Genomic DNA, 24761 nt, shown 5'->3' with positions numbered 1-24761 from the left:
ACACCGGCCAGTCCGATCCCGAAGGCAATCGTCAGGATCTCATCGATGCGAAGATCCTACCGTCGGCCGAAGGCGCCCGGAGGCCTAGTGCGACTAGCCGGATGTCGGTTGCCCGGTGGTCGGATCGAGCGTCAGCCGGCGCCCATCCGCATTCCCGGTGAAGTCGAAGAGGTTGGTCAGGCTCCCGGCCTTGGCGTCGAGCGACTGGTTGCCGATCCGACCAGTTCCCCAGTTGTCTTCGACGAACTGGAGGATCGACGTCTGGTCGGTGATCGAGTGATCGACGAAGTTGCTCTTGGACCAGGGCGAGATGGTCAGGAGAGGCTGCCGGGGACCGTAGCCGCAGCGGTCCTGGTAGGCGCCGGGCTGGGCTGTCCCACACATCCCCGGGTCGGTGAGGGCGTCGGCGCTCGGATCGTTGGACTGGCTCACGATGGGTCCCATCACGTGGTCGTACCACCCATCCGAATCGTCGTAGGCCACGACCACAGCCGTCGAGTTCCAACTGTCGAGCTTCTGGAGGTGGTTGATGGTGTCTACCAGGAAGTGCTGCTCGTCGAGCGGATCCGAGTTCCCGGGGTGGCCATCCTGGTACCTGGCGGCCTTGAGAAAGCTCACCGCCGGCAGGTGACCGCTGTCGGCCGAAGCCGAGAAGTCTGACAAGTCGTACTGGTGCTTCGCCTGGTCGGTCGTCCCGATGGCGCCCACCGACGTCGGGGGCAGGTGGTGCGGATTCGCCGTCTGGGCGTAGTACTGGAAGGGCTCGTGGTGAGCGCTGTAGTCCCGCTGGCTCACGCCCCCGACGTTGGGGTGGGCGGAGTTGCAGACCGCCTTGCCGTTGCTCTGACCGGTGGGCTTGAAACCCCCCTGGAACCAGCCCCACGTGACCCCCTTGGCGTTGAGGAGGTCGCCGACGTTGTTGCCGGTGAGGCTCGCCGTTCCCGTAGACCCCCCGCAGTCGTCTCCCGTGGGGTCGGGGTCGCCGATGACGGTGCCGTTGGCCACCTCGCCCGGCAGGGCAGCGGGTGTGGCGCCGTGGGTCTGGCCGGAGACGAGGTTGAGGGCGCCGGGTGTGGACGGCCCGAAGCCGGTCGAGAATGAGTTGTCGCTCATGGCGAAGTGCTGCGCGTAGTTCCAGAGCGCCGTGACGGTGTTGCCGTCGTAGTAGTCCATGACCTGCTTTGGATCGCATGGGGGCGTCGCGCCTGTGTCCTGCACGAACTTGTCCATCAGGCCGTGGTCGAAGGCCTGCTGCTCGGACGTGTAGTCGTGGTTCTGGTCGCAGGTGATCGCCTGGCTGCGGTCCAGTCGGTTGGGGTTGGCCTGATTTGGGTTGGCGGTCAGCAGGGACGGGGTCAGGCCGTTGACGCTCGGTGTGTCGTGGCTGGCCGTGAACGACGGCTCACCCGCCGGGTTGGTGGCGTGAGGATAGGTGCCGAAGTAGTGGTCGAACGAGATGTTCTCTTGGAAGATGACGACCAGGTGCTTGATTGGCGTGGTCGTGGCGGCTGCGGAGCTGTCGGGCGGTGGCGCGCCCGGGCTGGCCGCCCCGATCGCGCCCGAGCCCACTGCCGTCATCACGGCGGTGGTCGCCAGCGTCATGGCAGCGATACCGAGCTTCCCCACGTGCGAAAGTTTGCGCATGGTGGGGGACGTTACGGCCCGACTGTGACCGGTTTATGACGATATCGGAGCGTGCGGGTGAACGCGAGGCAAAGAATGGTCGGGCGGCGCAGTTGCCGCGGCGCGATGTGGTTCGTGACGCGGCAGGCGGAATGTTCGCCGACGGTTCATCTGGCCTGTCGACCGCGTTCATCGCGGCGCAAGAGGCCCATCGCACACTGGGGCCATGGCGGCACTGGCGGCCCTCGAGCGAAGCCGGCCGGGTCTCACCACGGCGCCCTCCAGCACCCTCGCCATCTTCGACCTCGACCGGACGCTGATACCCGGTTCGAGCCTCGTCCATCTCGGCCGGGCCCTGGCCCGACGAGGGCTGGTGAGCCCCTGGACCCTGCCCACCCACATGGCTCGCAACCTGGTGTTCCGGCGCTGCGGGGCCAGCGAGTCCAAGGTGGAGCGCCTGCGGGACAGCATGCTCGGGGCTTTCTCGGGTACCCCGCAGGCCCCGCTGCTCTCAGCCGTCATGGAGGTGGCGAGCGACGTCGCCTCCGACGTCTACTCCGGCGCCCGCTGGCTGCTCGAGCAGCACCTCGAGCGCGGTGACTTCTGCGTGGTCCTGTCCGCCAGCCCCCACGAGCTGGTGACGGCTGTGAGCGCCCTTCTCGGTGCGCATCGGGGAGTCGGCACCGTGGCCGAGGTCGTCGACGGGTGCTACACGGGGCGGCTGGCGGGGCCGTTCTGCCAGGGCCGAGGAAAGCTCGACCGTCTTGCCCAGGAGGTCGGACCCGTGCCGCTGACCGACGCCGCGGCCTACTCCGACTCCGCCTCCGACCTCGTGCTGCTCCGCTCCTGCCGTCGCCCCGTCGCCGTCAATCCGGACCGCGAGTTGCGGAGCGCGGCCCGTGCATCGGGCTGGCCGATCCTGCGGTTCCACTGAGTCGCCGGCCGTCAGCCTCCGGCAGCTGCCACCGTCAGTGGAAACGGATGACCATCGCGCCGCCGAAGAGGAGGCAGTAGACGGCGAACGGCCACAGCTTGTTGGTCTCGAAGTACCGCATGAGGAACCGCACGGCCAGGTAGGCGGCCACGCCGGCGACGACGCTGCCGACCAGGATCTGGCTACGCACACCGTCGCCGTTGTGGCCCAGGAGGTCCGGGAGCTTGTAGATCCCGGCCGCCAGGATGATCGGAGTCGCGAGCAGGAACGAGAAGCGAGCCGCGTCCTCGTAGTCGAGGCCGCGGAAGAGGCCGGCGACCATGGTGATACCCGAACGGCTGATCCCGGCGAACAGCGCGAAGACCTGGGCGACGCCGATCACGCCGGACTCCCGGAAGTCGAGGCTGTCCAGCCTCCGGGCGGCGGCCCTCGCCGCACCCGGCGCGCCCGCGGGCTGTCTCGCCTCGGCCCGTCGCCGGGCCGCGTCGCCGCTGAACAAGATCAGTCCGTTGACCATGAGGAAGGCGGCGGCGGCGAGCGGCTTGGCGAAGACGGTACGGAACACGTGCTCGAAGACGAGACCCACGAGCCCGGCCGGGATGCTGGCCACGATCAGGAGCCACGCCAGGCGCTCGTCCGCCGTCTCGATGCGGCGCGTGCGAAGGGTGACGAAGAACCCCCTGATGATCCGGTACCACTGGTCCCGGAAATAGATCAGCAGGGCCAGGGCGGTAGCCACGTGCATGCCGACCAGGAAGGCCAGATAGAACGACTCCTTGGCCGACTGGGCCTGGACCACACCGTGCCAGCCGAACAGCGCCGGGAAGATCACCGTGTGGCCCAGGCTGGAGATCGGGAACAGCTCGGTGATCCCCTGCAGAAGGCCCAGGATGACGGCCTGAAGATAGCTCAGCACGATCGCGTTGCTCCTCCTCGACTCAGCGCAGGCGGGCGGGCCGGCGCTGGTGACGCTTGATCGACGGGGAGATCGTAGGCCAAGACAGTGGACAGTCAGCCCGCACAGCGAGCTGGCCGACGACTAACTCAGTTCCCGACGACTAGGAGCGGTTGATCGCGCTGAGGCCGGAGGCGGTTCAACGCCTGGCGGTCTTCTTCGCCGCAGCCTTCTTCTTGACCGTCTTCTTCGCCGCTGGTCGCTTGGCGGTCGACTTCTTGGCCGTGGCTTTCTTGCCGGTCGACTTCTTGGCCGTCGACTTCTTGGCGGTCGACTTCTTGGCGGTCGACTTCTTGGCGGGGCCGGCCGTCCCATCGAGCACGCCACGCCCCAGCTTGGGCGCCTGGGAGGGGTTGAGGACCGCCTCCTTGAAGCCCTTGAGCGCGGTGATGCGGGCCCGCTTCGACGCCTTGATTCGGATCTGCTCCCCGGTCGCGGGGTTGCGGCCCATACGGGCTGCCCGCTCCACCTTGGCGAACTTGGCGAACCCGGAGATCGCCACCTGCTCCCCCTTGGACACCGCGGCCGTCACCACGTCAGTAAAGCCCCGTAGGGCGGAGTCGATGGCCTTCGCATCCTGGCCGGTCTCGTTCGCTACCGCTCGCACGAGGTCTCTGCGGTTCATGCTCGCCTCCTTCGTAGGCCCTCAGCGCCCGACCATTCTGCGTTATTTGGGGCGTGAAGGCGAGGATGGTCGTGAAGACCGGTGCCAACCGACCGTTGATTGCCGCCATTCTGTCGCGGGTAGGAAGAAGGGTGAGCGAAGGAGAATATTCTTCACATGCCGGATGCCCACGGGGCACCGCCGTCGACGTCGGAGCAGCCGACCTCGGAGCGCCCTTCCGAGCCGATCTCGCCCGTCCCAGCCGGTCATCCTGGTATCGCCCTGCTGATCATGCGGGCCCGACGCCGGCGGTCCCGTGAGACCGCCGAGCTCCTGGCCGGCGTCGATTTTCGGCGAGACCCCAAGACCGGACCGGACGACTAGCGCGCCGTCTTGACAGAGTTGTGAGGCGGTCCTAGGAGCGCCCGCCAAACCAATCAGTCTTGACTGATTGGTTTGACCCCTGCTAGAAGATGCGCCGTGGCTGGGGAAGACACGGACGGTGTCCGTCAACGGCGAACCCAGGAGCGCGGGGTGGCCACACGCGCGGCCCTCCTCGACGCCGCCGTCGACTGCCTGGTCGAGCAGGGGTACGGGGCGACGACGACGGTGGAGGTGGCCAGGCGGGCAGGGATCTCACGGGGTGCCCAGCTGCACCACTTCCCGACCAAGGCCGAGCTGCTCACGGCCGCCGTGTACCACTTGTGCGAGCGCCGGACCACGGAGTTCCGGAAGGGCTTCGCCCAGGCCGAGCCAGGTGCCGACCGCCTCGACGTGGCCATCGATCTGCTGTGGTCGATGTTCCGAGGTCCCACGTTCGTGGCCTGGGTCGAACTGTGGGTCGCCGCTCGAACCGACCCGGATCTGCGCCGCCAGGTGCTGGAGATGGACAACACGTTCATGGAGGAGAGCCGGGCCGTCTTCCTCGAGCTGTTCCCGCCCGAGCACGGCGTCGATCCCGGCTTCTACGAGGTCGGTCAGGCCTTCGCCAGCACGCTCATGGAGGGTCTCGCCCTGCAGCGAATGGTCGTCGGCGACGAGCTGCACCAGCAGCAGATGATCGACGCGCTCAAGGCGATCAGCCGGCTCTTCGTGCCCCGCCCACCTGACACCGCCGGTCCTGGAGAACGGCGCGACGAGAAGGAGGAAGCGCCGTGACGACCCTCGATCGAGAGCTCGCCTGCGAGGAGCACCTCCCGGATCGCGAGCTCGACCCGTACGCCGCCCTGCTCGCCCGGCTCAGCCACCAGTCCGTCGTGAAGCACTTCGACGCCTATGCCGATGTGGACTGGGACGCGCCCGAGCTGGCGATCGACGGCGGCGATCCTCGCTGGGAGCTGTCGAGCGACGACTCGCTCGGTGGCACAGCCTGGTACCGGGCGCTGCCCCAGCCGGCGCGCGCTCGCCTTGGGCTGGACCTGGTGGCGTCGAAGATGAAGACGGGGCTCGAGTTCGAGAACGTGCTCAAGCGGGGGCTGCTCGAGTACGCGGCGACCTTGCCCAACGGGTCGCCGGAGTTTCGCTATGCCTACCATGAGGTCGTCGAAGAGGCCCAGCACTCGCTCATGTTCCAGGAGTTCGTCAACCGCAGCGGCTTCGACGCGAAGGGGTTGGACCGCTTCGAGCGCGCCGCATCCCGTCTCATTGCCTCCCTCGGGCGCCGCTTCCCCCCGCTGTTCTTCGCGTTCGTCCTCGGTGGAGAGGATCCCATCGACTACGTGCAGCGCCGGGAGCTGCGCAGCAGCCGCACCATCCACCCGCTGCTGGAACGGGTCATGCGCATCCATGTGACCGAGGAGGCCCGGCATCTCTCGTTCGCTCGCCACTACCTCAAGCGCAGCGTCCCCGGACTGGGCCGATTGCGGCGTGCGCAGCTGGCCATCGGCGCGCCGCTGGTGCTCGCCGTGATGGCCCAGATGATGCTCCGGCCGTCGACGCAGATCGTCCGCCGCCACCACATCCCGAAGGAGGTGGTAACGGAGGCCTTCACCCGCAATGCTGTCCATCACGACGAGGCCCTGGCGTCCATGCACAAGCTTCGTCGGCTGTGGGCGGACCTCGGGCTGGCCGGCCCCGTCTATCGGTCCCTGTGGAGGCTGCTCGGACTGTGGCGCGACGTGACCGATGGCGAACGTGCGGCATGAGTGTGCGGGCGGCGCACCGGCAGGGGAGAGGCGGCGAGCACGCACCTCCGGAGGTGGCGGTGCCTACCGCCGAATTATCGGCCGCTGAGGCGGCGCTGACGGCGGCGGGCTCGCTCACCGTCAGATCACTGCTATTCGGGAGCGGACCGCGCTTCGCCGGAGACGCCTTCGGGCCGGTGCTCGCCTTCTATGTGGGCTGGAAGGTCGCAGGGACGGAGGTCGGGATCGGTGTGGCCACCGCTGTCGGGATCGTGGCCTGGTACGCGGCGCGGCGACGCGAGCGACCTGGCGCCGTGGCCCTGCTGGCGCTCGGGTTCGTGTTCGTCCAAGCCGGCGTGGGTCTGGCGTTCCACAGCGCCCGGATCTATCTGGCCCAGCAGGTCCTGCTGTCAGCCGGGTTGGGCGTCGCCTTCCTGGTGTCCATCGCGCTTCGCCGGCCGCTCGCCGGGCTCTTCGCCCAGGACATCTTTCCGTTCCCCGACGAGGTCCGGAGCTCGGCGACGTTTCGTCGGGTCTTCACCCGGATCTCGCTGGCCTGGGGCGTCTACCAGGTGCTGCGCAGCGTCGTCCGACTGGGGGCGCTCAGCAAGGGGAGCATCGACGCCTTCCTGGTCGTCAACCTGATCACCAGCGGACCATTCATCGTGGCCCTCATGGCGTGGTCGATCTGGTACGCGGTGCGCGCCTTCCGTCGCAGCGAGGAGTGGGGTTGGGCGCTGCGCGGGGAGGAGCCGCCGCCGGACGTCGTGGCTGCCTACGAGGCGCAGCAGCCGGAACAGGTCGCGGCGCAGGACGGCCGCGACACGGGTCCGGCGCGCTGACCCATACACTGGCCTGGCGGGCCGGGGGTGGGGAGAAGTGTCCGATGACCGGTCGGGCGGTGCTGGGGTTGGTCCGTAAGTTGATTTAGTAAGCACATGCTGTATATGCTTTGCAACTAGTGAACATCCCTGTGCCGTGACGATGAACGAACGTCCCTCTGCCGTGACCATGAACGATCGCGAACGCACCTTTCACCTCAGCCCCGTCCAGGTCGTGGCCAGCGCGCTGGCGTCGATCACCGCGGCCGTGCTGGCTTCGTTCTTCGGCGTGGCGGGAACGGTCATCGGCGCCGGCGTTGTCAGCGCCGCCGCCAGCATCGGCAACGCGGTGTACTCGTACTCGATCAGGTCGACCCGCAAGGCCCTGCGGCAATCCATTCCGTCGGCGTTCAAAGACACCCTCCCGACGGCCATCAAGCAGCCGGCCACGACCGTCCGCTCCCTCGTGAGCAGCGGAGCCCGCGTCTCGGGTGGCCCGGTCTCCGGTGGCCCGGTCTCCGGTGGCGCCTCGGGCAGGACGGGCGGCGACGGCATTGGTGGGGATCCTGACAACACCAACGAGGTGCCGGCCCTGGATCGGTCCACGGAGGTCCCGCCTCCGGGCCCCCTCGGCCCTCCCCCGATCCCGTCGGGGAGGGGTCCCGGCGCGCCGCCGCCGCCTCCGGGCGTACCGGTACCCCCGAAGGAACGCGAAGTGGGTGCCAGCATCGAGGCGCTCTGGTCGGGCCTGCTCCGCCTCGTCCGTTCCCTCCGCTGGCGCAACATCGCCCTGGCCACGGTGGCGGCGTTCGGCCTGTCCATGGCCGCCGTGACCGCCGTCGAGGCCCTGGCGAAGAAGCCGCTGTCGGGCATCGTCGGCGGCTCGACTCCCGCCGGTGCGACGACCTCGCTCGGTGGGATCGTCGGCGGCGGCCAGTCGTCCAAGCCGTCACCGACGACACCGTCCACCCCTTCGAGCTCGACCACGACCAACCCGCAGACGACCACCCCGGACGGCTCGTCGACAACGACCACGTCTCCGTCCTCGTCGAGCACGACCACGCCGTCGACGGCCACCACCACACCGACTCCGTCGACCCAACCGTCGAGTCCGCCAGGCTCGAACGGCTCGACGCCAGGGACCTCGGGCTCGTCGTCGGGGGCGACGTCGTCGGGTTCGTCGCCATCTGGCGCCTCGGCGGCGGGCGCCCCGTCGTCAGGTGCCGTCCCCGGCACCCCAACGGCCGGCGGGTAGCGAACTCAAAAGACGTTTGACGAAGCGAGCGGCCGCCTCGAAGCTCTCGGCATGGACGGCGTGGTCGCAGACCTGTTCCTGAGCGCGACGGCCGGTGCGGACATGCGGGGTGAGGACGAGCTGGAGGTGCACGCCTCGGGTGTCGTTGGCGATCGCTACGCCTCCGAGAACGGGAGCTGGTCGTCGAAGCCGGCCTCGGGGCGGGCGCTGACCCTCATCGAGGAGGAAGCCATCGAGGCCGTCCGACGGGACTACGGCATCGACCTGGAACCGGGGGCGACGAGGCGCAACGTCGTCACGCGCGGCGTCGCCCTCAACCACCTGGTGGGTCGCACGTTCCGTGTGGGTGAGGTCGAGGTCATCGGGGTCCGGCTGGCTGAGCCGTGCGCCCACCTGGAGTCCCTGACCGCGAAGGGAGTGCGCCGGGCATTCGTGCACCGGGGCGGCCTGCGGTGTGAGGTCGCGTCGGGCGGTCGGATCCGGGTCGGCGATGCCGTACGAACGCTTGAGGACCGCTAACGCGATATATCTTGACTGCCACCCAGTCGCGACATATCGTGTGTTGGCCGGGCACGGGGACGGGCGCTGAGAGCGGGAGTGATGAGCATGGACTACGCGGTCGAGCCCGGGAGCGAGGGACTGCGGCTGGATCTCGGGGAACTGGATGCGGCGCACGTGCGAATGGGTGGCGGCGAGGTATCCCTGGCCGGCACGTCCTCGCCGCCCCGGCTCGAGGTCGACGGCGTGACCGAGGAGCCGGTCGCGATCCGGCTGTACGACGGCGTGCTCACCGTCGAGCAGCCAACGAGGTGGTCCGGCAGGTTGGTCCGCCCCCGGGCCACGATCACGCTCACCATGCCGCCGGCGGCGGCGGCGACGGTCCAGACTGAGTCGGGGGCCCTTCTCGCCGCCGGTTTGGCAGGTCGGATGTCGTTCACGACGGCGTCGGGCGAGGTCACGGCCACGTGCGTGTCCGGCGATGTCAGGGCCCGAACGGTCTCCGGCGAGGTGGCGCTCGACGGGGTGGCGGGGCGGCTTCGGGTCGAGTCCGTCTCCGGCCCCGTCACCGTTGTCGGAGGCCGACTCCAGGAGGCGGCCATCTCCACGGTCACCGGCGAGGTCGTCGCCGATCTGGACCCCCGTCCCGGCGCCCGCTGCTCGTGTCGCTCGGCGTCGGGTCCGGTGACGGTGCGCCTGCCAGCCGACGCCAGCGTCGCCTTCGAGGCGGAGTCGCTGATGGGGCACATCGACGTGCCCGCCTGGGCCGAGACATCGGAGGAGGAGGCGCCGCCCTGGGCCCATAGGTGGCCAGGGACGGCGCAGGCCTGGTCAGAGACGGCCCACGCCTGGGCAACCTGGGCTGGCGACTGGGCCGGCCGGGCCGGCGCGCTGGCTGACCGGGCGGGCGCGCTGGCTGACCGGGCCGGCGCGTGGGCCGACGCACTGGCGGGAGCGGGGACGCGGCTGCTGGGCGAGCCTGCGGGGTCGTGTGCTCGCAACTCGCTGCCCCTCGGCGGTCTCGGGCGTGCCGTGCGCGGCCGGCTCGGACAAGGTGACGTGACGCTGCGCATGGCCAGCCTCCTCGGGGACGTCTCGATGATGTGCGGGGCACCCGTCGAGGCCGTGGCATGAGCCAGGTGTTCTCCCATGGGCGATTGCGGCTCTTCCTGCTCCTGTTGCTGGCCGAGCGGCCCAACCACGGCTACGAGCTGATCAGGCTCCTGGAGGACCGCTTCCTCGGCCTCTACACGCCGTCGGCGGGCACGGTCTATCCACGCCTCGCTGCCCTCGAGGAGGATGGCCTGGTCGAGCACGACGAGATCGAGGGCCGCAAGATCTACCGCCTCACCGACGCCGGGCGGGCCGAGCTCGAGGCCCACCGGCACGAGCTTCGCGACCTCGAGGCCCGCGCCGCCGAGTCGGCCCGCCATCTGGCCCGCGAGATCCGCCACGAGGTGAAGGCCTCGGTGCGGGAGCTGCGTCAGGAGCTTGGCGTGGCCATGCGCGACCTTCGCCGGGAGGAACGCCGCACGGCCCGCGAGGGGGCCAAGCAGCGACACGATCAGATGCGGGACGTCGCTGGCGATCGCCGGCCGCCCGAGGGCCGGGGCGATGAGACCCGGTCGCTCGGGGCAGATCTCGACGCCTTCGTGACCGACGTGATGACTGCCGCCCGACGGAGACCGATCGATACCGGTCAACTTCGTGCGGTGAGGGAGGCCCTGCTGGCGGCTCGAGAAGCGATCATCGCCGCTCTGAGCGCCAATGGCACGCCCTCGAGCTGAGTCCTTCGTCCCCGCCCCAACTGCCTGGTCCGTTGGACCCAGTTTCCAGCCGGCGTCGCCCTTCCAGCCGATGCCGCTCGGAAAGGGCTCCTGCATCACGGCGTATTTCCATCGGAATCTCGCGCCACTGCGTGGTCAAAATGGGGAGCAGGATTACCCCGTTGGGGTGGCGTAAGTTCACCTCGCAACCGGCGGCAGAAAGCCCTAATCTCGGGGTCTACCGGAGAACGCTCTCGATGTGGGGGAGCGTCGCGTTCGTCGGTTCGCGGCGGGTCCTGGAATTCCAGGGGCCCGGAGGGGGGAATCGTGGTGCAAAGCAACGGCAACGGGGGGACCTGCAAGGCCCGGACGGGCAACGGGCGCCCCTGCCGAAATCCAGCTGCTCCGGGCAGCCAGCTCTGTGGGCGGCACGATCGGGGCGACAAGCCGTCCCCGTGGTGGTGGGCCAACGCTCCGGAGCTGTTGCGGGCGTGGGACGAGGAGTCGGTCGAGGCCGACGACGGGCAGAGACTCGAGCTCAAGCGACTGTTCGGGCCACCTCGCAGCAGGCGCGGTCGGAGTGGCCGGACCAATAGAGGACGTCGTAGCGGGACGAGTCATCCGTCGGCGAACTACCGCGAGCGCGACGCCGCTGACGAGACCTGATGAGCTAGGTCGCTCAGGAGCTGGGGCCGGCGCCCTGGCGTGGCGTCATCTGAACACGCCCGAGGGCGAGTCGCAATTGGGACAGATGACGACCTCCTGTCCGTCGCGGGAGTCGACGAACCGCAATTGCTCGCGGCAGTGCTGGCAGATGTTTCGCTTGAGGAACGGCCACGGGTTGCGGCCGACGGGTACGCTCACGAAGCCCTCCAGTCACGCCGAGAGCAAGCGTTGAGATAGCAGCAGCGTCGACCTGACGTCCACACTCTCGCTCCGGCACACCGAGCGCCGGACATGATCTGAATGCCCACGGCGCCCCCCTTCGCCTAAGACACAAAGAGCGGCCGAGAGTCCTCCCCCCAGATAGGTCTCCCGCCCGTCCCCTATCCCGGTCCTTCGAGGGTAGCTGGTGCCGGCTCTTTTCGCTCAGGATCGCAGCGCCCGAGCAAGACCCACCCCCCGCGTGGCGAGGAGCCGGTGACCAGCCGCAAGCTCCGGGGGCGCGTTCATCGAGCGTTTACATCGGGGCAATCGGCTCGTGACCGGCGAGGAGTTCAATGACGGCGAGGTGCTCGCGACGGTGAGAAGGCGAGGTGTGATGGAGCAGCTGGCGTCGGAGGCAAGCGGATCCCTGCCCCAGGGACCTGAGGTCGGGGAGCTGGTCGAGGTGGCGACCCGCTTCACCGGGAGCTGGAGCCGCGGCTTCGTGGTCGCCGGCGTCGAGCACCATGCCTACCACTTGAGACGGCTCTCGGACGGCCAGGTCCTTCCGATCACGTTCTCGGCCCACGAGCTACGGGCCGATCGACGGCGCCGGGAGGTTCCCCGCGCCGGAGCGGCCTAGTCAGGCCGGGTCCGGGCACCTGCCGAGTCACGTGCCGTCCGGTCGGCGGCTCGGCGGCATCTGCCGCAGGTCGCTGAGCACGTGGCCGCCGTTCACGTACAGGATCCCCAACCCGAGGGGCTTGATGCGGCGCCGCAACCGGGTCAGCTGGACCCGCAGGGTGTCCCGCTGCCCACCGCCGTCGGGCCAGCCGCGGGACAGCAGCTCGGCGTCCTCGACCACCTGTCCGAACGCCTCCACGAGTGCCGCCGCCAGTCGCGCCGTCACGCCCGACAACGGGACCCAGCGTCCGCCCTGGAACAACCGGCCGTTCTCGTCGAGCACGGGGACGGTCGCAACCCGGCGACGATCCGCCACCTTCCGGGCCAGGGCCTCGAGGCGGGCCTGGGCCTCACCGAGGTGGACGGGCATCCGCACCCAGTCCTGCAGCGGGTCGTCGACCCACGGTACGGGCTCGTCGCCGCTGGCGAGCACGAGCCGCGCCGTCCCCGACTCTGCGAACCAGCGGAGAAGCTCCTCGTCCTCCGGCCAGTGCACCACAGCCACGATCACCGGCTCAGAGTCGGCGTGGGCCATCGGGACCTCGTACGCGAGCCCCTGCGAGGGCCCGTACGAAGGCATGGCTCGATCCGGTTCCCGCACGTGGACACCTCCTCCGTCGTGAGCGGATCGTACGTCTCGGCTGTTTCGTGTCGCTTCAGGGCATGTAAACGGCGCGTTAATCAGCGAGCGCTTCTGTTTCAGTTCCGAGCGTCAGGCTGTTAACGCGCTGTTAATCAGCCTGTCGAACGCCTGTGACGTACGAGCCTTACCTTCTCCGCCATGCCTAACGGAAGGGTTGGCTGACGTGGCAACGAACTCATCGCGCGCAGTTCTCGACCGACCTCGGTCCGGGGGAAGCAAAGGCAGCGAACGCCCTGGGCCCCTGACGATCCGCCTGGCCGACCGGCACCGCTGGGTCGGCCTCTTTGCGGCGGTGACCGCGGCTGGAGGGTTCGCCGCTCTCTGGGTGCCCAACCTCGGCAGCCGGGTCGCGACCGGCGCCACAGGGACCAGCTATCTGCTCATCGGGCTGGTGCTCTCGGGGCTCCTCGCCGCCGCGACGATCACTCGCCGTGGCGTGCTCATGGCGGGAGGGGCGTTGCTGGTGGCCGTCGGGCCGTGGGGCCCCGAGTTCTACATCCAGATCCTGTTCTTCTTCTATGCCGTCTTCCTCATGGTGATGGTCGCCCGTCAGACACGGGCCACCACCGCGGCAGACAGCCGCATCTCCTCGTTGTTGTCGGGGCTGCGGCTCAGGTTCGCTCCTTCACCCGCCCCGGCAGCTGAGGCGGCGCGCCCACGACCGGCGAGCTCGGCGCGCTATACGGCGCCGCAGCGCCGGAGGAGGTGAGGAGCTCTGGCGCACTGTCACGACCTGGACTGGAACTTCACGTAATTCGAGACGCCGGCGCGGCCGGCGGGCAATCGGTGCTCGGGCGATCGTCCTGAGCAAGCGTTCGGAACGACAGCCCTAGGAGGTGGCTGGTTTGCTGCACCCGTATCCAACCTATTTGAACGCCGGGGACAACAGCTTTCAGCTGGTAGCGGCGACGCTGGTCGGCTTGATGAGCATCCCTGGACTGGCCGTCCTGTACGGCGGCCTGGTCCAGAAACGCTGGGCCGTCAATACCCTGCTCATGACATTCACCGGCTTCTCGGTGGTGCTGGTCGCCTGGGTCCTCTGGACCTATGACATGGGCTTCGGCACGCCGTGGCACGTCGGGCCCGGGATCCTCAACAGCATGGTCGGCATCCCGGGGCAAGTCGTGGGTCACGGGACGGAGCAGAACCAGGCCAACATCCCGCTGCTCAGCGGGGCCGGCCTCATGCCCCCGTTCCGCTTTCCCATGTCCACCCTCGTCTACTTCCAGTTCGTCTTCGCCGCCATCACGCCCCTGCTGTTCATGGGGAGCGTGCTCGGCAGGATGAACCTCAAGGCGTGGGTGCCGTTCGTCCTGCTCTGGAGCACCTTCGTGTACTCGGTGAACGCCTTCCTGATCTGGGGTGGCGGCTACTGGGCCGGGAAGGGAGCTGTCGACTGGAGCGGCGGCTACGTCATTCACCTCGCCGCCGGCACGTCCGGCTTCGTGGCCGCGGCGGTGATTGGACCAAGGTTGAAGCGCGACCGAGAGATCGCCGCGCCCAACAACCTGATGTTCGTCGCCGTCGGAGCCGGCCTGCTGTGGCTGGGCTGGAACGGCTTCAACGGCGGCGATCCGTACTTCGCCGGAGCCAACGCGTCGACCGCCGTCATCAACACCAACCTGTGCGCGGCTGCGGCGTTGCTCACGTGGGTCATCTGGGACATGTTCGCCGGTCCGCAGAAGAAGCCAACCTTCCTGGGGGGCGTCAACGGCATGATCGTCGGACTGGTGGCCATCACGCCTGCTGCGGGCTTCGTCGACGGCACGGGAGCCCTTCTCATGGGTCTGATCGCCTCGAGCATCGTCTGGCTGGCCTGGAACAAGCTGGCCAAGGTGCGGCCGTTCAGCAAGGTCGACGACGCCATGGGGGTCGTGTACACCCACGGGATCGCCGGACTCACCGGTGGTCTGCTCGTCGGCTTCTTCGCCAATCCCGACGTCATCGTCTATCTCGGGGGCGGTGGGGTTTCCCGTACATCGGTCCGCGGACTGATCTACGGGCATCCGTGGCTGGTGATGCTCCAGCTCATGACCGCCCTCACGATCATCGGCTGGGACGGTATCGTCACCTTCATCCTCCTCAAGATCGTCGGGGTGTTCGTGCCCTTGCGGTACACCGACGAGGAGCTCGCGCTCGGCGACGTCGCCGTCCACGACGAGGAGGTCTACCCCGACGAGAGGGTGCTCGAACGCGTGGGCAGCCGATCGGGGGCGCTGGCCAGCGTCGACGAGGGGACGAGCGTCCGCTCTGCCGGCGGGGCCGGAGGAGGGGGGCCCGACGTGGCCCTCCCACCAACCGGAATGACAGCGTCGACTGACGAGAGGACCTGGGAAGGAGGCGGCCGATGAGACTCGTCACAGGAGTCGTCAAGCCCTTCAAGCTCGACGACGTACGCGAGGCCCTCAAGAAGGTCGGCGTGCAAGGCATGACCATCAGCGAGGTCCAGGGCTTCGGCCGCCAACGCGGCCACACAGAGGTCTACCGGGGCGCCGAGTACCAGGTGGAGTTCGTACCCAAGGTGCGCTTCGAGGTGCTGGTCGATGACAGCCACACCGACGAGGTGGTCGAGGCCATGGTCAACGCAGCGCGCACGGGCAAGATCGGCGACGGCAAGATCTGGGTCACTCCGTTGTCGGAGGTCGTCCGGGTGCGCACCGGAGAGCGGGGCGGCGAGGCCCTGTAACAACTCCCCCCGGAGGTGGCGGGGACAGGAGTCGGGTCGAGGATCCGGCTTCTGTCCCCGTCGCCGTTTCACGCCGGGATCGGGCCGACCGGAGGCCGGTGGCGCTGATCAGCGCAGACGTTGGAGACGAACAGAGCCATCGAGGGCGGCGACGAGCCGGAACACGGCCCGGTCGGGATGCGCCGCCACGATCGCCAGGTCATTTGTGCCGGGACGGTCAGCCACATACAGCCGCGTGCCGTCGAGCTGCGGCGTGTTGTGGAGAGGGGGGAGGAAGCCGACGAACGCCTCGGGCAGGAAGATGATCGCCCGGGTGCGACCGGTTCCACCGACTGCCCTTGACAGCGAGGCGGGACTCGGCAGCTGCCAGACGACACGTGCAGCCGTTCTCGCCTTCGGCTGCCATGCAGCAGCGTGGGCGCCACCCTCGACGAGCGCGGCAGCGAGGAGACACCCCCCGACGGCGTACGCGAGAGCCCGGTGGGCAGGGCGACGAATCGCCTGCACCAGAGCGGTTGCACCGACGGCTGTCAGGGCCGCCAAGGGCACGACGAGCGGGAGAAAGTACATCGGGCCGAGCTGATTACGGAACTGTGCGTAGTAGCTCCCCCAGAAGCCGATCCATCCGAATGTCAGGGCCGGCAGCATCCCCGCCAGCGGGGCCAGCCGTCGCCCTGCCGTTCTCAGCACGAGAAGGCTCGCTCCGGCGAGGAGCGGTAGGCCAGGCACGGTCCACAGGAGCAGGTCCTCCCAGAAGTGGCCCACTCCCGTCAGGCCCATACTGAAGGTGAACTCAACTTGCGGGTCGGTTGGCGACAAGGAGTGGAGTCCGAAACCGACGGTGTCTCTCGGATCCCAGAGCAGGAACGGCGGCTTCAACGCATCGCCTGTGAGATGCCAGTTGTAGATCAGCATGGCGACGAAAACCGGGAGGGCACCGACGGCGACGAGGAGGATGGCCTTTGGCGTCTTCCGGCGAGATCTCCACGCGAACCACGCCAGCCACGGCACGCCGAGCCACAGCGCGTCGTAGGGGCGGTGGAAGATGGCGAGGCCGAATGCGGCGCCGGCAAGGACGAGGTCAGCACTCCGATCGGTACGTGCCCCCCGGACGAGGAGCCATGCGGCTGTACAAAAGGCCCCGATGAAGAACACGTACCCGAGGAACATCGCCGACGTCAGGAAGAAGAGAGGGCTGGTTCCGACCAGGACGGCAGCGAGGAGCGCTGTACCTCGCCGCCTCACGAGCTCGGCGACGAGGAGGTAGACGGCGAGAATGGCCCAGGCGCTGACAAGACCGAGCCCGGTCCGAGGCGTGCCGGTGACGAGGTCGGAGGCGGCGAGGACGGCGGGAAACAGCGGCGCGTACCGGTAGACATACCGCCCGTCCCGCATGGAGGCGAACCAAGGCCGGTAGCTCTCCGGGTGCTTGGCCGGGGCGGGTGCTGTCAGCGATCCCGACTCGAGCACCTCGGCCTGGGCGAGCCAGACAACCTCGTCGGCGTTTCGTGTGAGGCTCGGGAAGAGCCAGATGGACCCCACGATGGGCCAGATCCCCGCAACCAGGACGATGGAACCGACAAGCCAGCGCCATCGACGGGTCGAAGGGCTCAGAGAGACCCGCGTCAGGCCGGGGCGAGCATCGACAGCATCGTCGGCTGCGTCGGCGACGGGTGCGGTGTCGAGCACCGGGTCGCGGTATGCATGGCGGATCGACTCGAGCGGCGGGTCGAAGGTCAGCCGCGCTTCGTGGTCCCCTGCCGAGGCTGCTCGCCGGAACCATCTGGTGGCTTCGGCCGGTTGCCCCAATCGGTCGAACAGGACGGCCAGGTTGAACATGGCGTCGACGTCGCCGGCAGCTGCCGCCCGGCCGTACCACAGTCGGGCACCGGCCCACATCTGTCGCGCTTCGAGCGAGACCGCCAGGTTGTACATGGCATCGATGTCGCCAGCCCTGGCGTCGCCTTGATACGTGGCGAGACGACGATCGACCCGTTGCACGGTGTCGGGCTCCCCTTCCCCAGCTGCGCACTGTCGTCCTTCGGACAAATCGCCCAAAGCGGGCAGGAGAATATGCCCTGGTCGCAGCGCAGATCAAGCTGGTCGGCGTTTACAGACGGGTGCCGCGCCCTGCCGGGCGATTCAGCCGGGCTGGTGCAGCTCGATGAGGTTGCCGTCGGGGTCGTTGACGAAGGCCTGCTGGGCGCTGGCGATGGGAATGGGATCGCTCACGCTGACGCCACGGGACCGCAGCTCGTCGATCGCCGCGCCCAGGTCGTCGACCTGGAGGGCGAAGTGCTGACCCTGGTCCTGGGGCAGCTCGCCTTCCACCAGGTGGACCTGCTGGCCGCCGGCGTCGAGCCAGGCCCCGCCGAAGCCGAGGTCCGGTCGGTCGCTTCGCGCCGAGAGACCGAGCACGTCGCAGTAGAAGCGAATCGCCTCCCGGGTGTCGGCGACCTTGATCGAGACGTGATGGACACCGAGCGTTCTCACGATTCCAGTCTTTCGCGATCGGACGGCTCCTGCTGGAGATAGGGCGTGAACCGAGCACGGCGGTCAGGGGTGATCGGGGTGGGCTTGCCCGTGTCCAGCTTGACGAAGATCCCGAGCTGCCGGGCCGCCGCCGCCAGCCGGCCGTTCGAGGTGATGCGGAAGTCGATGGCCGCCGACGCGGCCCGCAGCTCGGCCAGGTCCAGCGACAGGTGCACGGGGTCCCCGAGCCTCAGCGGGAGTCGGTAGTCGATCTCGGTGCGCACGAGCAACGGTGCCAGCCCCTCGGCGAGGAGCTCGGGCGTGGGCATGCCAGCGTCGACGAGCAGCTGAAGACGCCCGATCTCCAGCCAGCGGATGTAGGTGATGTTGCTGACGTGGCCTGCGAAGTCGATGTCGAAGGTGTAGATGTCGAGGTCGATCTCGACCGTGCGATGAACCACGGAGCTGCCGTCACCGGCGCGACCGCCTCGAGCGTCCGAGCGCCGGCGCATGGGCGGAAGCGTAGACGCGGTCGACCTCACGGCGACGCAGGGCGGCGCCGCTGTCCCCCTCAGCTCGTGATGTCTTTGGTCGAGAACCTCGCCCAGGCGGCCCCAAGGAAGATGAGGATGTAGACAGCCTGGATGAGGAAGCCTCGGGCCACGTTGTGCCAGAGGATGGGGAACCGGAAGATGTCCACGAACGACAGCCAGTAGTGCGTGGGGAGGTACGGCTTGAGCACGGCGGCGGCGTCGAGCAGGTCGAAGACCTCGGAGCACACGAGCACGGCGATGGCTCCCAGGCCGGCTCCGACGGGCGAGTCGGTGAGCACCGATGCGAACAGGGCGATGGCGGCGACGCCGAGCATCGAGACCATGGCGAACACCACGGCGACGAAGATGCGCAGGGTCGCGTCCTGGGCCGGAACGGTCTGACCCGAGACGGTGGCGAGCGGATGGACGCCGAAGAGCGACGCTCCCACGATGAAGCCCACCGCGGCGATCACGACGACCGCCAGCACCACGAAGATGCTGACCGTCGCCAGCTTGGCGAGCAGGAGGTAGCCGCGCGAGACAGGCCGGATCAGCAGGTAACGGAGCGTGCCCCCCGCCGCCTCGCCAGCGACGGCTTCCCCGCCGACCATGGCCACGGCCACGGGCAGGAACAGCGGCAGCACGAGGCCGAGGGCGGCGACGGGGAACAGGCTGCCGTTGCTGAGCACCTCGGCCAGCAGGGGCGGGCCCGTTCCCGGCCGGGGAGCCACTCCAGTTACCTTGAGCAGGACGCCCACCACGACGGGCAACCCGGTGAGCACCGTGATGATGAGCCAGGTGCGGGGGCGCACGATCATCTTGTAAAGCTCAACCCGCAGCACTGTCCCCGTGCCCTTCCCTCGGCGTGCTCCGGTCGGCGGTCTGGTGGCCCGTGAGGTCCAGGAACAGATCCTCCAGCCGGCGCCGCTCGATTATGAGCTCCCGCACCCGCACGCCCTTCTCGACCAGCACCCGGTTGAGCTCCTCCGGGGCCTTCCCGTCGAGGGCCAGGACCACCGAGCTCGGCGTCCGGTCGTGGACCGTGACCCCGCCGATGGTCGGGGCCAGCTCGACGGCGGTGCTCGCGTCAGGGGTCTCGACCCGGACGCGACCGGTCGGCGCCAGCAGCTGAGTGACATCGCCCTGGGCCAGCAGGCGGCCGTCGGACATGATCGCCGCCCTGTTGCAGATCAGCTCGACCTCGGCGAGCAGGTGGCTGGAGAGGAAGACGGTCGTCCCCTGGGTCACGAGCTCGCGGAGCAGGTCGCGGATCTCGTGGATCCCCTGTGGGTCCAAACCGTTTGTCGGCTCGTCGAGGATGACGAGGCGGGGGCGCCGGAGCAGCACGGCGGCGATGGCCAGGCGCTGCTTCATGCCCGTCGAGTAGGCCTTCACCGGGCGCCGGGCGGCGCCCAGAAGCCCCACCTTGTCGATGGCGTCGCCGATCCGGCGCCTACGGCCGGCGCGCGTGTCGTCCCGTCTCGCCGCTTCGATGAGGGCGAGGTTCCTGGCGCCCGACAGGTGGCCGTAGAAGCCGGGCTCCTCCACGATGGCGCCGATCGCCGGCAGGACCGATCGCCCCTCGGCGGGCATGTCGCGACCGAGCACGCGGATCCGCCCGGCGCTGGGGAAGACCAGGCCGAGGAGCATTCGCACGGTTGTCGACTTGCCCGACCCGTTCGGTCCGAGGAATCCGTAGAGATCGCCCTCCTCCACCTCGAGGTCCAGGCGCTCCACGGCGGTGACCGTGCCGTAGTGCTTGATCAGCCCGCTGGTCTCGATCACCGCGCTCATAGCGGTGCAACTCCCAGGTACGGAAGGCTCCCGGCTAGGCCGGCGAGCTGACCGGGAGGAACGGCACCGATGATGGCGTAGAGCGCGCCACCGTTCGACACCACGAGCCCGTTGAGCAACGGCGTCTGCACCAGCCGCCCTTGACCTACCGGGGTGTCGATCGTCGGGAGGCGGGCCAGCTGCCGCTCGAGTTGGCCCCCGACTTGTCCGGGGATGCCGACGGCGGCCACGACCGAGAAGCCAGCCCCGTAGGTCGCGACGGCCGCAGGGCGGGAAGTCCTCCGGACGAGCGACCCGAGGACGTTCGGAAGCAGGATCGGAGACCGCTGGTCGATGCGGGCCGCGATGTCGACGTCGTCCCAGTCGTGGTAGTCGATCGCACCCGATGGCGGCTGGAAGGTCACCAGCGACGACGAGGGCCGCGACTGCGAGACGTCCAGGAACCGCGACCGCAGCGCGGCGCGCGAGCTCCCCTTGGCGTAGATCGCCACCTCCAGCGGGAGACCGCTCCCGGGATCGACCCAGAGGTCGACGGCTGCGATGGTGGTGGCGTTGGTGTGCGGCGTGATCCGGATCCCGGCGGCGGCGACGTTGGCCACTCGCCTCGGTCCCACGGCGCGCACCTCGTCGGCGGTGGCCGCCGCGGCCAGGAGCCTTCCCAGCTCGGGAGGAAGGAGGTCGGTAGGGCGCGCCAGCCGGGCCCCAGGTTGGCCTTCGACGCGCGTCGTCTTGTGATGCCCGGAGTCCCACATCCACACGCCGCCCTGGTCCGCGTAGGTGTCCTTCTCCCCGACCGTGGAGACCTGGTCGACCCGCCAACGGTCGGTGCCGTCCACCCACGCCCGCAGGCGGGAGGTGTTGTTCAGCAGATCGGTCGCGTCGCCGGCCTGGGCGACGTCGGGTAGGCCCAAGTTCGCCTCGCTGAGCGCGTACCCCTGATAGGGGACGGCCGTGGAGTGGACCACCCGCTGGAGAAGGACGGCCGGTGGCGGGGCGGTGACCGAGACCGGGAGGGCGCCCACGGCGGGGGGGATGGCGATCAGGACGGCGACGCCACCCGCCACCACGATCCACCGCCAAGCCCGGGACATGGAAGTCCACCGTAGGGTCCCCACCCGGCGGCCCGGTACGCGGGCGCCAAGGAATTAAAGAAGTCTGAACTGTCGCTCATCGACGGTAAGGGGCGGATGCGAGCGGGCACTATACCCCTTGATGCGTCGCCCACCGTGGCCGTTCCGGCCCAGAGTCTGGCGAAGCCCGCTTCGGGGGCCATGGCTGACGAGCGTGCTGGGCTCGGTCCTGCTGATCGGGATCCCGGTACTCGTCGTGACCGGGCTCGTCTCCTACGCCGCCTACAACCCGCGGCTCGCCCACAACGACACCACGCCGGCGCACGGGGTGCTGGGCTTCTACCTCTTCAGCTGGATCACCAACCCGTCGTGGGTCTACCGGGTCAGCCAGGGCACGCACGTGATCCTGGGCCTGGTCCTCACGCCGGTGCTGCTGGCCAAGCTGTGGTCGGTCATCCCGAGGCTGTTCGCGTGGCCCCCTATCCGTTCGATCGCCTATGCGCTCGAACGGGCCAGCCTGGTGCTGCTGGTCGGCGGCGCGGTGTTCGAGTTCTTCACCGGCATCTTCAACGTCGAGTACTTCTACCCGTGGAAGTTCTCCTTCTACGACGCCCACTTCTTCGGGGCCTGGGCCTTCCTCGCCGGCTTCACCGTTCATGTCGTGCTGAAGACGCCTCGACTGGTGACGGCGCTCCGCAGCCGGAGCCTGCGGGCGGAACTACGGACCGGTGTCGCCGAGACCGTCCCCGAACCTCCGGAACCCGACGGCCTGGCACCGGTCGCCCCTTCCGCGCCCACGATCTCGCGACGCGGTCTGCTCGGGGTCGTGGGGGGCGCCTCGTTCGTCGTGCTCGCCCTCACTCTCGGTGAGTCGGTCGATGCCCTGCGCAGCACCGCGCTGTTGGCCCCCCGAGGACGTTCGTACGGGGGCGGTCCCACCGACTTCCAGATCAACCGCACGGCGGGCGCGGCCGGTATCCGTCCCGAGCTCACCGGTGACGCGTGGCGCCTGGTGCTGCAGGGCCCGGTGGTCCGACAGCTCTCGCGCCCCGAGCTGCTCTCCCTTCCTCAGCACACGTACCGCCTGCCCATCGCCTGCGTGGAAGGCTGGTCGACCGAGCAGACGTGGACCGGTGTCCGTCTGGCCGACCTCGCCCGTATGGCGGGCGCGCACGCGCCCCGCTCGGTCTATGTGCAGTCCCTCGAAGTGAACGGCGCCTTCGGGCAGGCCACGCTCAGCGGGTACCAGGTCGCCGATTCCCGTTCCCTGCTCGCTCTCCGGGTCAACGGTGTGGACCTCTCGCCCGACCACGGCTACCCGGCCCGGGTCATCGTCCCCGCCGCGCCGGGTGTGCACAACACCAAGTGGGTCCGCCAGATGAGCTTCGCGGTGGATTGAGTGGAGCGCCTTCGTCGCGCCTACGGCGCCCGACCCGCCCATCTGGTGCTGCTCGCTGGGTGCTTCGCCTTCGCCGGCTACGTCATCGACCGCGTGGTCCAGGTGCCCTACGCATGGATGATCGGCGTCTACTTCGTGGCCGCCGCCGTCCTTCACGACTTCGTGCTGTTCCCGCTGGACGCTCTCGTCGACCGTCTCATGCGCCGCATCCGCCTGCCGTCCGGCCACGGCGCGGCCCCGCCCCTGATCAACCACATCAGGATCCCCGCCCTGCTGTCGGGGTTGCTGTTTCTGATGTTCTTCCCACTCGTGCTGGGACTGGGCGAGCGGACCTACCGATCGGCCACCGGGCTCGGTACCGGTCCGTACCTGGGTCGATGGCTGCTGGTCACCGGCATCCTGTTCGCCGGGTCCGCGCTCCTCTACCTCGGTCGGCTCTGGAGGGCCCGCGGGTGAGCGACGTCGCCACTGCCGTCGAGCCCCTCCTGGCTCACGAGGAGCGGGCGCCGGTGAGACCACCCCGGGAGCGGCCCGGTCTCGGCTGGTTACCCGGCTTGGTGCTCGGGTCGGTCGCCATGCTTCCCGTCGCCGCCTACCTCTGGGTGGCGCTGCACCGGATTGGCTACCCCTTCGAGCTCGAATGGCTCGAGGGCGGTGCCGTCGGCATCGTGCAGCGGGCGGCTGCCGGTCACGGCCTGTACGTCCAACCATCGCTGCATTACGTGCCGTGGCCGTACCCGCCGCTGTACTTCTGGACCTCGGGCGCGGTGGCGCACGTGATCGGTGTCGGTTTCTTGGCCCTCCGGCTCGTGTCGTTCACGGCGTCGCTGGCGACGTTCCTGGTGATCTACGTCCTCGTCAGGTCGGAGACGCGCGACCGCGTCGCCGGCTTGTGCGCTGTCGGGCTGTACGCGGCGACGTTCCGCCTCACTGGCGCCTGGCTCGATCTCGGCCGGGTCGACTCGCTGTTCCTGCTGTTGTTTCTCCTGGCCGTGCTCGCCGCCAGGCGCGCCCGGTCATGGCGGGGCGGGCTTGCCGTCGGCGTCCTCGTGTTCCTCGCCTTCTTCACCAAGCAGACGGCGCTCGTGGCCGCCCTCCCGTTGCTGGCCTGGCTGTTGCTCCGCCGGCCGCGGGTGGGGGCGAGCGCCGCCGGGACGGCGGGTGTCCTCGTGATCGGGTCGACCCTGGTCATGAACGCGCTGTCCCACGGTTGGTACGCCTACTACGTCTTCGGTGAGCTGGCTCACCAGCCGTTCGTCTCTGGCGCACTGACCGGCTTCTGGGTCCACGACCTCTGGCACCCCCTGGGGGTGGCCCTGCTGTTGGCCGCGGCGGCCGTGCTGGGGCCCTGGGCGATTCGCCGCCGGTGGCCGTTTCGCCCTGACGTGCTGGGCTTCGAACTGGCTGTGGTGCTCGGCCTGGTCGGCGCCAGCTGGGTCGGACGGCTGCACAGCGGTGGTTGGGACGACGTGCTCATCCCGGCGGCCGCCGGGGTGGCCCTGCTCGTCGGGCACGCCGTTGCCGCTCTGCGCCGGGCGCCGCCAGTCCGGTGGCGCTGGCTGGTGACGGGGCTGCTGGCCGCGCCGATCGCGCTCCAGCTCGGCCAGCTGCGATACCCGCTGGCGGCCCAGATCCCGACCGCGGCCGACCATCGGGCGGGGGACCAGCTGGTCGCGACCCTTCGTCATCTGCCCGGCCGGGTCATCGTGCTGGACCACCCCTGGTACGCGACGATCGCCGGCAAGGGGACCTCGGCCCAGGAAGACGCGATCTTCGAGGTGCTTCGGAGCGGCGACGATCGCGGCCGCCGCGTCCTCCTGCGTGATCTGCCGGGGGCCATTGCCTCGCCCGCCGTCGGCGCGGTCGTGCTCGACGACACCGACGACGAGCGCGGCTTTGCCGACGTGCTGCGGCGGGACTTCGTCCAAGTGCCGGCGCCGATCATGTCGGGCGCTGCCTTTTATCCGGTCACCGATCAGAAGCTGCGCCCGACGGTGCTCTTCCTCCGGCGGGCGGGACCGCGATGACGATCCAGGT

27 protein-coding genes are annotated in these 24761 nt (G+C 69.1%); 16 read left to right on the top strand and 11 right to left on the bottom strand.

Annotation, left to right across the window (positions count from 1 at the left end):
• Positions 1-93 precede the first annotated feature (93 nt).
• On the bottom strand, positions 94-1644 hold the full coding sequence (locus VH112_08095; protein HEX4540193.1) for an alkaline phosphatase family protein: 1551 nt from the start codon (positions 1642-1644) through the stop codon (positions 94-96).
• Positions 1645-1849: 205 nt separating this feature from the next.
• Between VH112_08095 and VH112_08090 the strand changes: the two genes are divergently transcribed.
• The gene (locus tag VH112_08090) at positions 1850-2557 is read left to right on the top strand and encodes an HAD-IB family hydrolase (protein HEX4540192.1); all 708 of its coding nucleotides are present in this window, start codon (positions 1850-1852) and stop codon (positions 2555-2557) included.
• A gap of 34 nt (positions 2558-2591) precedes the next feature.
• On the opposite strand, the gene VH112_08085 is transcribed toward VH112_08090, so the two are convergent.
• The gene (locus tag VH112_08085; GenBank protein HEX4540191.1) at positions 2592-3473 is read right to left on the bottom strand and encodes an undecaprenyl-diphosphate phosphatase; all 882 of its coding nucleotides are present in this window, start codon (positions 3471-3473) and stop codon (positions 2592-2594) included.
• 178 nt (positions 3474-3651) lie between these two features.
• The gene (locus VH112_08080) at positions 3652-4137 is read right to left on the bottom strand and encodes an HU family DNA-binding protein (protein HEX4540190.1); all 486 of its coding nucleotides are present in this window, start codon (positions 4135-4137) and stop codon (positions 3652-3654) included.
• 156 nt (positions 4138-4293) lie between these two features.
• Between VH112_08080 and VH112_08075 the strand changes: the two genes are divergently transcribed.
• The 8 genes from VH112_08075 to VH112_08040 all read left to right on the top strand — a co-directional run bounded on the left by VH112_08075 (position 4294) and on the right by VH112_08040 (position 10600).
• The gene (locus tag VH112_08075) at positions 4294-4500 is read left to right on the top strand and encodes a hypothetical protein (GenBank protein HEX4540189.1); all 207 of its coding nucleotides are present in this window, start codon (positions 4294-4296) and stop codon (positions 4498-4500) included.
• Between the two features lie 96 nt (positions 4501-4596).
• Positions 4597-5274, top strand: a complete 678-nt coding sequence (locus tag VH112_08070; protein ID HEX4540188.1) for a TetR/AcrR family transcriptional regulator — start codon at positions 4597-4599, stop codon at positions 5272-5274.
• Positions 5271-6260 (top strand): diiron oxygenase, encoded by a 990-nt coding sequence (locus VH112_08065; protein ID HEX4540187.1) that lies wholly within the window; start codon positions 5271-5273, stop codon positions 6258-6260. The genes VH112_08070 and VH112_08065 overlap by 4 nt, the downstream gene beginning before the upstream one ends.
• On the top strand, positions 6257-7081 hold the full coding sequence (locus VH112_08060) for a VC0807 family protein (GenBank protein ID HEX4540186.1): 825 nt from the start codon (positions 6257-6259) through the stop codon (positions 7079-7081). The genes VH112_08065 and VH112_08060 overlap by 4 nt, the downstream gene beginning before the upstream one ends.
• Before the next feature lie 136 nt (positions 7082-7217).
• Positions 7218-8315 (top strand): hypothetical protein, encoded by a 1098-nt coding sequence (locus VH112_08055; GenBank protein HEX4540185.1) that lies wholly within the window; start codon positions 7218-7220, stop codon positions 8313-8315.
• Positions 8316-8366: 51 nt separating this feature from the next.
• Positions 8367-8834, top strand: a complete 468-nt coding sequence (locus tag VH112_08050; GenBank protein HEX4540184.1) for an MOSC domain-containing protein — start codon at positions 8367-8369, stop codon at positions 8832-8834.
• An 81-nt stretch (positions 8835-8915) separates the two neighbouring features.
• Positions 8916-9947 (top strand): DUF4097 family beta strand repeat-containing protein, encoded by a 1032-nt coding sequence (locus tag VH112_08045; protein HEX4540183.1) that lies wholly within the window; start codon positions 8916-8918, stop codon positions 9945-9947.
• The gene (locus VH112_08040) at positions 9944-10600 is read left to right on the top strand and encodes a PadR family transcriptional regulator (GenBank protein HEX4540182.1); all 657 of its coding nucleotides are present in this window, start codon (positions 9944-9946) and stop codon (positions 10598-10600) included. The genes VH112_08045 and VH112_08040 overlap by 4 nt, the downstream gene beginning before the upstream one ends.
• Positions 10601-11290: 690 nt before the next feature.
• On the opposite strand, the gene VH112_08035 is transcribed toward VH112_08040, so the two are convergent.
• Positions 11291-11443: a hypothetical protein gene (locus VH112_08035; protein HEX4540181.1), complete on the bottom strand. Its 153-nt coding sequence runs from the start codon at positions 11441-11443 to the stop codon at positions 11291-11293.
• Between the two features lie 397 nt (positions 11444-11840).
• Here VH112_08035 and VH112_08030 point away from each other — a divergent pair, with 397 nt between their 5' ends.
• Entirely contained in the window at positions 11841-12086 is a 246-nt protein-coding gene (locus tag VH112_08030; protein HEX4540180.1) for a hypothetical protein, read from the top strand.
• Positions 12087-12113: 27 nt separating this feature from the next.
• Here VH112_08030 and VH112_08025 read toward each other — a convergent pair whose 3' ends face one another.
• Positions 12114-12662: a helix-turn-helix domain-containing protein gene (locus VH112_08025; protein HEX4540179.1), complete on the bottom strand. Its 549-nt coding sequence runs from the start codon at positions 12660-12662 to the stop codon at positions 12114-12116.
• Between the two features lie 400 nt (positions 12663-13062).
• Between VH112_08025 and VH112_08020 the strand changes: the two genes are divergently transcribed.
• The 3 genes from VH112_08020 to VH112_08010 all read left to right on the top strand — a co-directional run bounded on the left by VH112_08020 (position 13063) and on the right by VH112_08010 (position 15456).
• Positions 13063-13479 carry a hypothetical protein gene (locus tag VH112_08020; protein HEX4540178.1) on the top strand — a complete coding sequence of 139 codons (417 nt, stop codon included), beginning with the start codon at positions 13063-13065 and terminating at the stop codon, positions 13477-13479.
• 160 nt (positions 13480-13639) lie between these two features.
• The gene (locus VH112_08015) at positions 13640-15121 is read left to right on the top strand and encodes an ammonium transporter (protein ID HEX4540177.1); all 1482 of its coding nucleotides are present in this window, start codon (positions 13640-13642) and stop codon (positions 15119-15121) included.
• A complete protein-coding gene (locus VH112_08010; protein ID HEX4540176.1) occupies positions 15118-15456 on the top strand; it encodes a P-II family nitrogen regulator in 339 nt (112 codons plus the stop codon). Before VH112_08015 ends, VH112_08010 begins: the two co-directional genes overlap by 4 nt.
• A 108-nt stretch (positions 15457-15564) precedes the next feature.
• Here VH112_08010 and VH112_08005 read toward each other — a convergent pair whose 3' ends face one another.
• The 6 genes from VH112_08005 to VH112_07980 all read right to left on the bottom strand — a co-directional run bounded on the left by VH112_08005 (position 15565) and on the right by VH112_07980 (position 21346).
• Positions 15565-17457, bottom strand: a complete 1893-nt coding sequence (locus VH112_08005; GenBank protein HEX4540175.1) for a glycosyltransferase family 39 protein — start codon at positions 17455-17457, stop codon at positions 15565-15567.
• A 141-nt stretch (positions 17458-17598) separates the two neighbouring features.
• Positions 17599-17949: a VOC family protein gene (locus tag VH112_08000; GenBank protein ID HEX4540174.1), complete on the bottom strand. Its 351-nt coding sequence runs from the start codon at positions 17947-17949 to the stop codon at positions 17599-17601.
• Positions 17946-18440 (bottom strand): thioesterase family protein, encoded by a 495-nt coding sequence (locus tag VH112_07995; GenBank protein HEX4540173.1) that lies wholly within the window; start codon positions 18438-18440, stop codon positions 17946-17948. Before VH112_07995 ends, VH112_08000 begins: the two co-directional genes overlap by 4 nt.
• 59 nt (positions 18441-18499) lie before the next feature.
• Positions 18500-19279 (bottom strand): ABC transporter permease subunit, encoded by a 780-nt coding sequence (locus VH112_07990; protein HEX4540172.1) that lies wholly within the window; start codon positions 19277-19279, stop codon positions 18500-18502.
• Positions 19280-19289: 10 nt separating this feature from the next.
• Positions 19290-20255, bottom strand: coding sequence for an ABC transporter ATP-binding protein (locus tag VH112_07985; protein ID HEX4540171.1), 966 nt, complete (start codon positions 20253-20255; stop codon positions 19290-19292).
• Complete coding sequence (locus VH112_07980; GenBank protein ID HEX4540170.1) at positions 20252-21346, bottom strand: hypothetical protein; 1095 nt, start codon at positions 21344-21346, stop codon at positions 20252-20254. The genes VH112_07985 and VH112_07980 overlap by 4 nt, the downstream gene beginning before the upstream one ends.
• Positions 21347-21539: 193 nt before the next feature.
• Between VH112_07980 and VH112_07975 the strand changes: the two genes are divergently transcribed.
• The 3 genes from VH112_07975 to VH112_07965 are packed head-to-tail and all read left to right on the top strand — an operon-like array spanning position 21540 to position 24751.
• Positions 21540-22724 (top strand): molybdopterin-dependent oxidoreductase, encoded by a 1185-nt coding sequence (locus VH112_07975; GenBank protein ID HEX4540169.1) that lies wholly within the window; start codon positions 21540-21542, stop codon positions 22722-22724.
• Complete coding sequence (locus VH112_07970) at positions 22725-23180, top strand: hypothetical protein (GenBank protein ID HEX4540168.1); 456 nt, start codon at positions 22725-22727, stop codon at positions 23178-23180. It abuts the gene before it with no gap.
• The gene (locus VH112_07965; protein HEX4540167.1) at positions 23177-24751 is read left to right on the top strand and encodes a glycosyltransferase family 39 protein; all 1575 of its coding nucleotides are present in this window, start codon (positions 23177-23179) and stop codon (positions 24749-24751) included. The genes VH112_07970 and VH112_07965 overlap by 4 nt, the downstream gene beginning before the upstream one ends.
• Positions 24752-24761: the final 10 nt, after the last annotated feature.

The sequence above is a fragment of the Acidimicrobiales bacterium genome (genome assembly GCA_036270875.1).
GTDB lineage: Bacteria > Actinomycetota > Acidimicrobiia > Acidimicrobiales > AC-9 > AC-9.
Note: the sequence above shows the minus strand (reverse complement) of the source record. Positions and strands in the feature narration are given on the sequence as shown.

Bases quoted from the DNA above. Each gene is read 5' to 3' on its own strand.
- VH112_07980 (HEX4540170.1), bottom strand. From the start codon at position 21,346: ATGTCCCGGGCTTGGCGGTGGATCGTGGTGGCGGGTGGCGTCGCCGTC.
- VH112_07995 (HEX4540173.1), bottom strand. From the start codon at position 18,440: ATGCGCCGGCGCTCGGACGCTCGAGGCGGTCGCGCCGGTGACGGCAGC.
- VH112_08010 (HEX4540176.1), top strand. From the start codon at position 15,118: ATGAGACTCGTCACAGGAGTCGTCAAGCCCTTCAAGCTCGACGACGTA.
- VH112_08045 (HEX4540183.1), top strand. From the start codon at position 8,916: ATGAGCATGGACTACGCGGTCGAGCCCGGGAGCGAGGGACTGCGGCTG.
- VH112_08060 (HEX4540186.1), top strand. From the start codon at position 6,257: ATGAGTGTGCGGGCGGCGCACCGGCAGGGGAGAGGCGGCGAGCACGCA.
- VH112_08095 (HEX4540193.1), bottom strand. From the start codon at position 1,644: ATGCGCAAACTTTCGCACGTGGGGAAGCTCGGTATCGCTGCCATGACG.
- VH112_08025 (HEX4540179.1), bottom strand. From the start codon at position 12,662: ATGGCCCACGCCGACTCTGAGCCGGTGATCGTGGCTGTGGTGCACTGG.
- VH112_08050 (HEX4540184.1), top strand. From the start codon at position 8,367: ATGGACGGCGTGGTCGCAGACCTGTTCCTGAGCGCGACGGCCGGTGCG.
- VH112_07985 (HEX4540171.1), bottom strand. From the start codon at position 20,255: ATGAGCGCGGTGATCGAGACCAGCGGGCTGATCAAGCACTACGGCACG.
- VH112_08040 (HEX4540182.1), top strand. From the start codon at position 9,944: ATGAGCCAGGTGTTCTCCCATGGGCGATTGCGGCTCTTCCTGCTCCTG.
- VH112_07990 (HEX4540172.1), bottom strand. From the start codon at position 19,279: ATGATCGTGCGCCCCCGCACCTGGCTCATCATCACGGTGCTCACCGGG.
- VH112_08080 (HEX4540190.1), bottom strand. From the start codon at position 4,137: ATGAACCGCAGAGACCTCGTGCGAGCGGTAGCGAACGAGACCGGCCAG.
- VH112_08030 (HEX4540180.1), top strand. From the start codon at position 11,841: ATGGAGCAGCTGGCGTCGGAGGCAAGCGGATCCCTGCCCCAGGGACCT.
- VH112_08090 (HEX4540192.1), top strand. From the start codon at position 1,850: ATGGCGGCACTGGCGGCCCTCGAGCGAAGCCGGCCGGGTCTCACCACG.
- VH112_08075 (HEX4540189.1), top strand. From the start codon at position 4,294: ATGCCGGATGCCCACGGGGCACCGCCGTCGACGTCGGAGCAGCCGACC.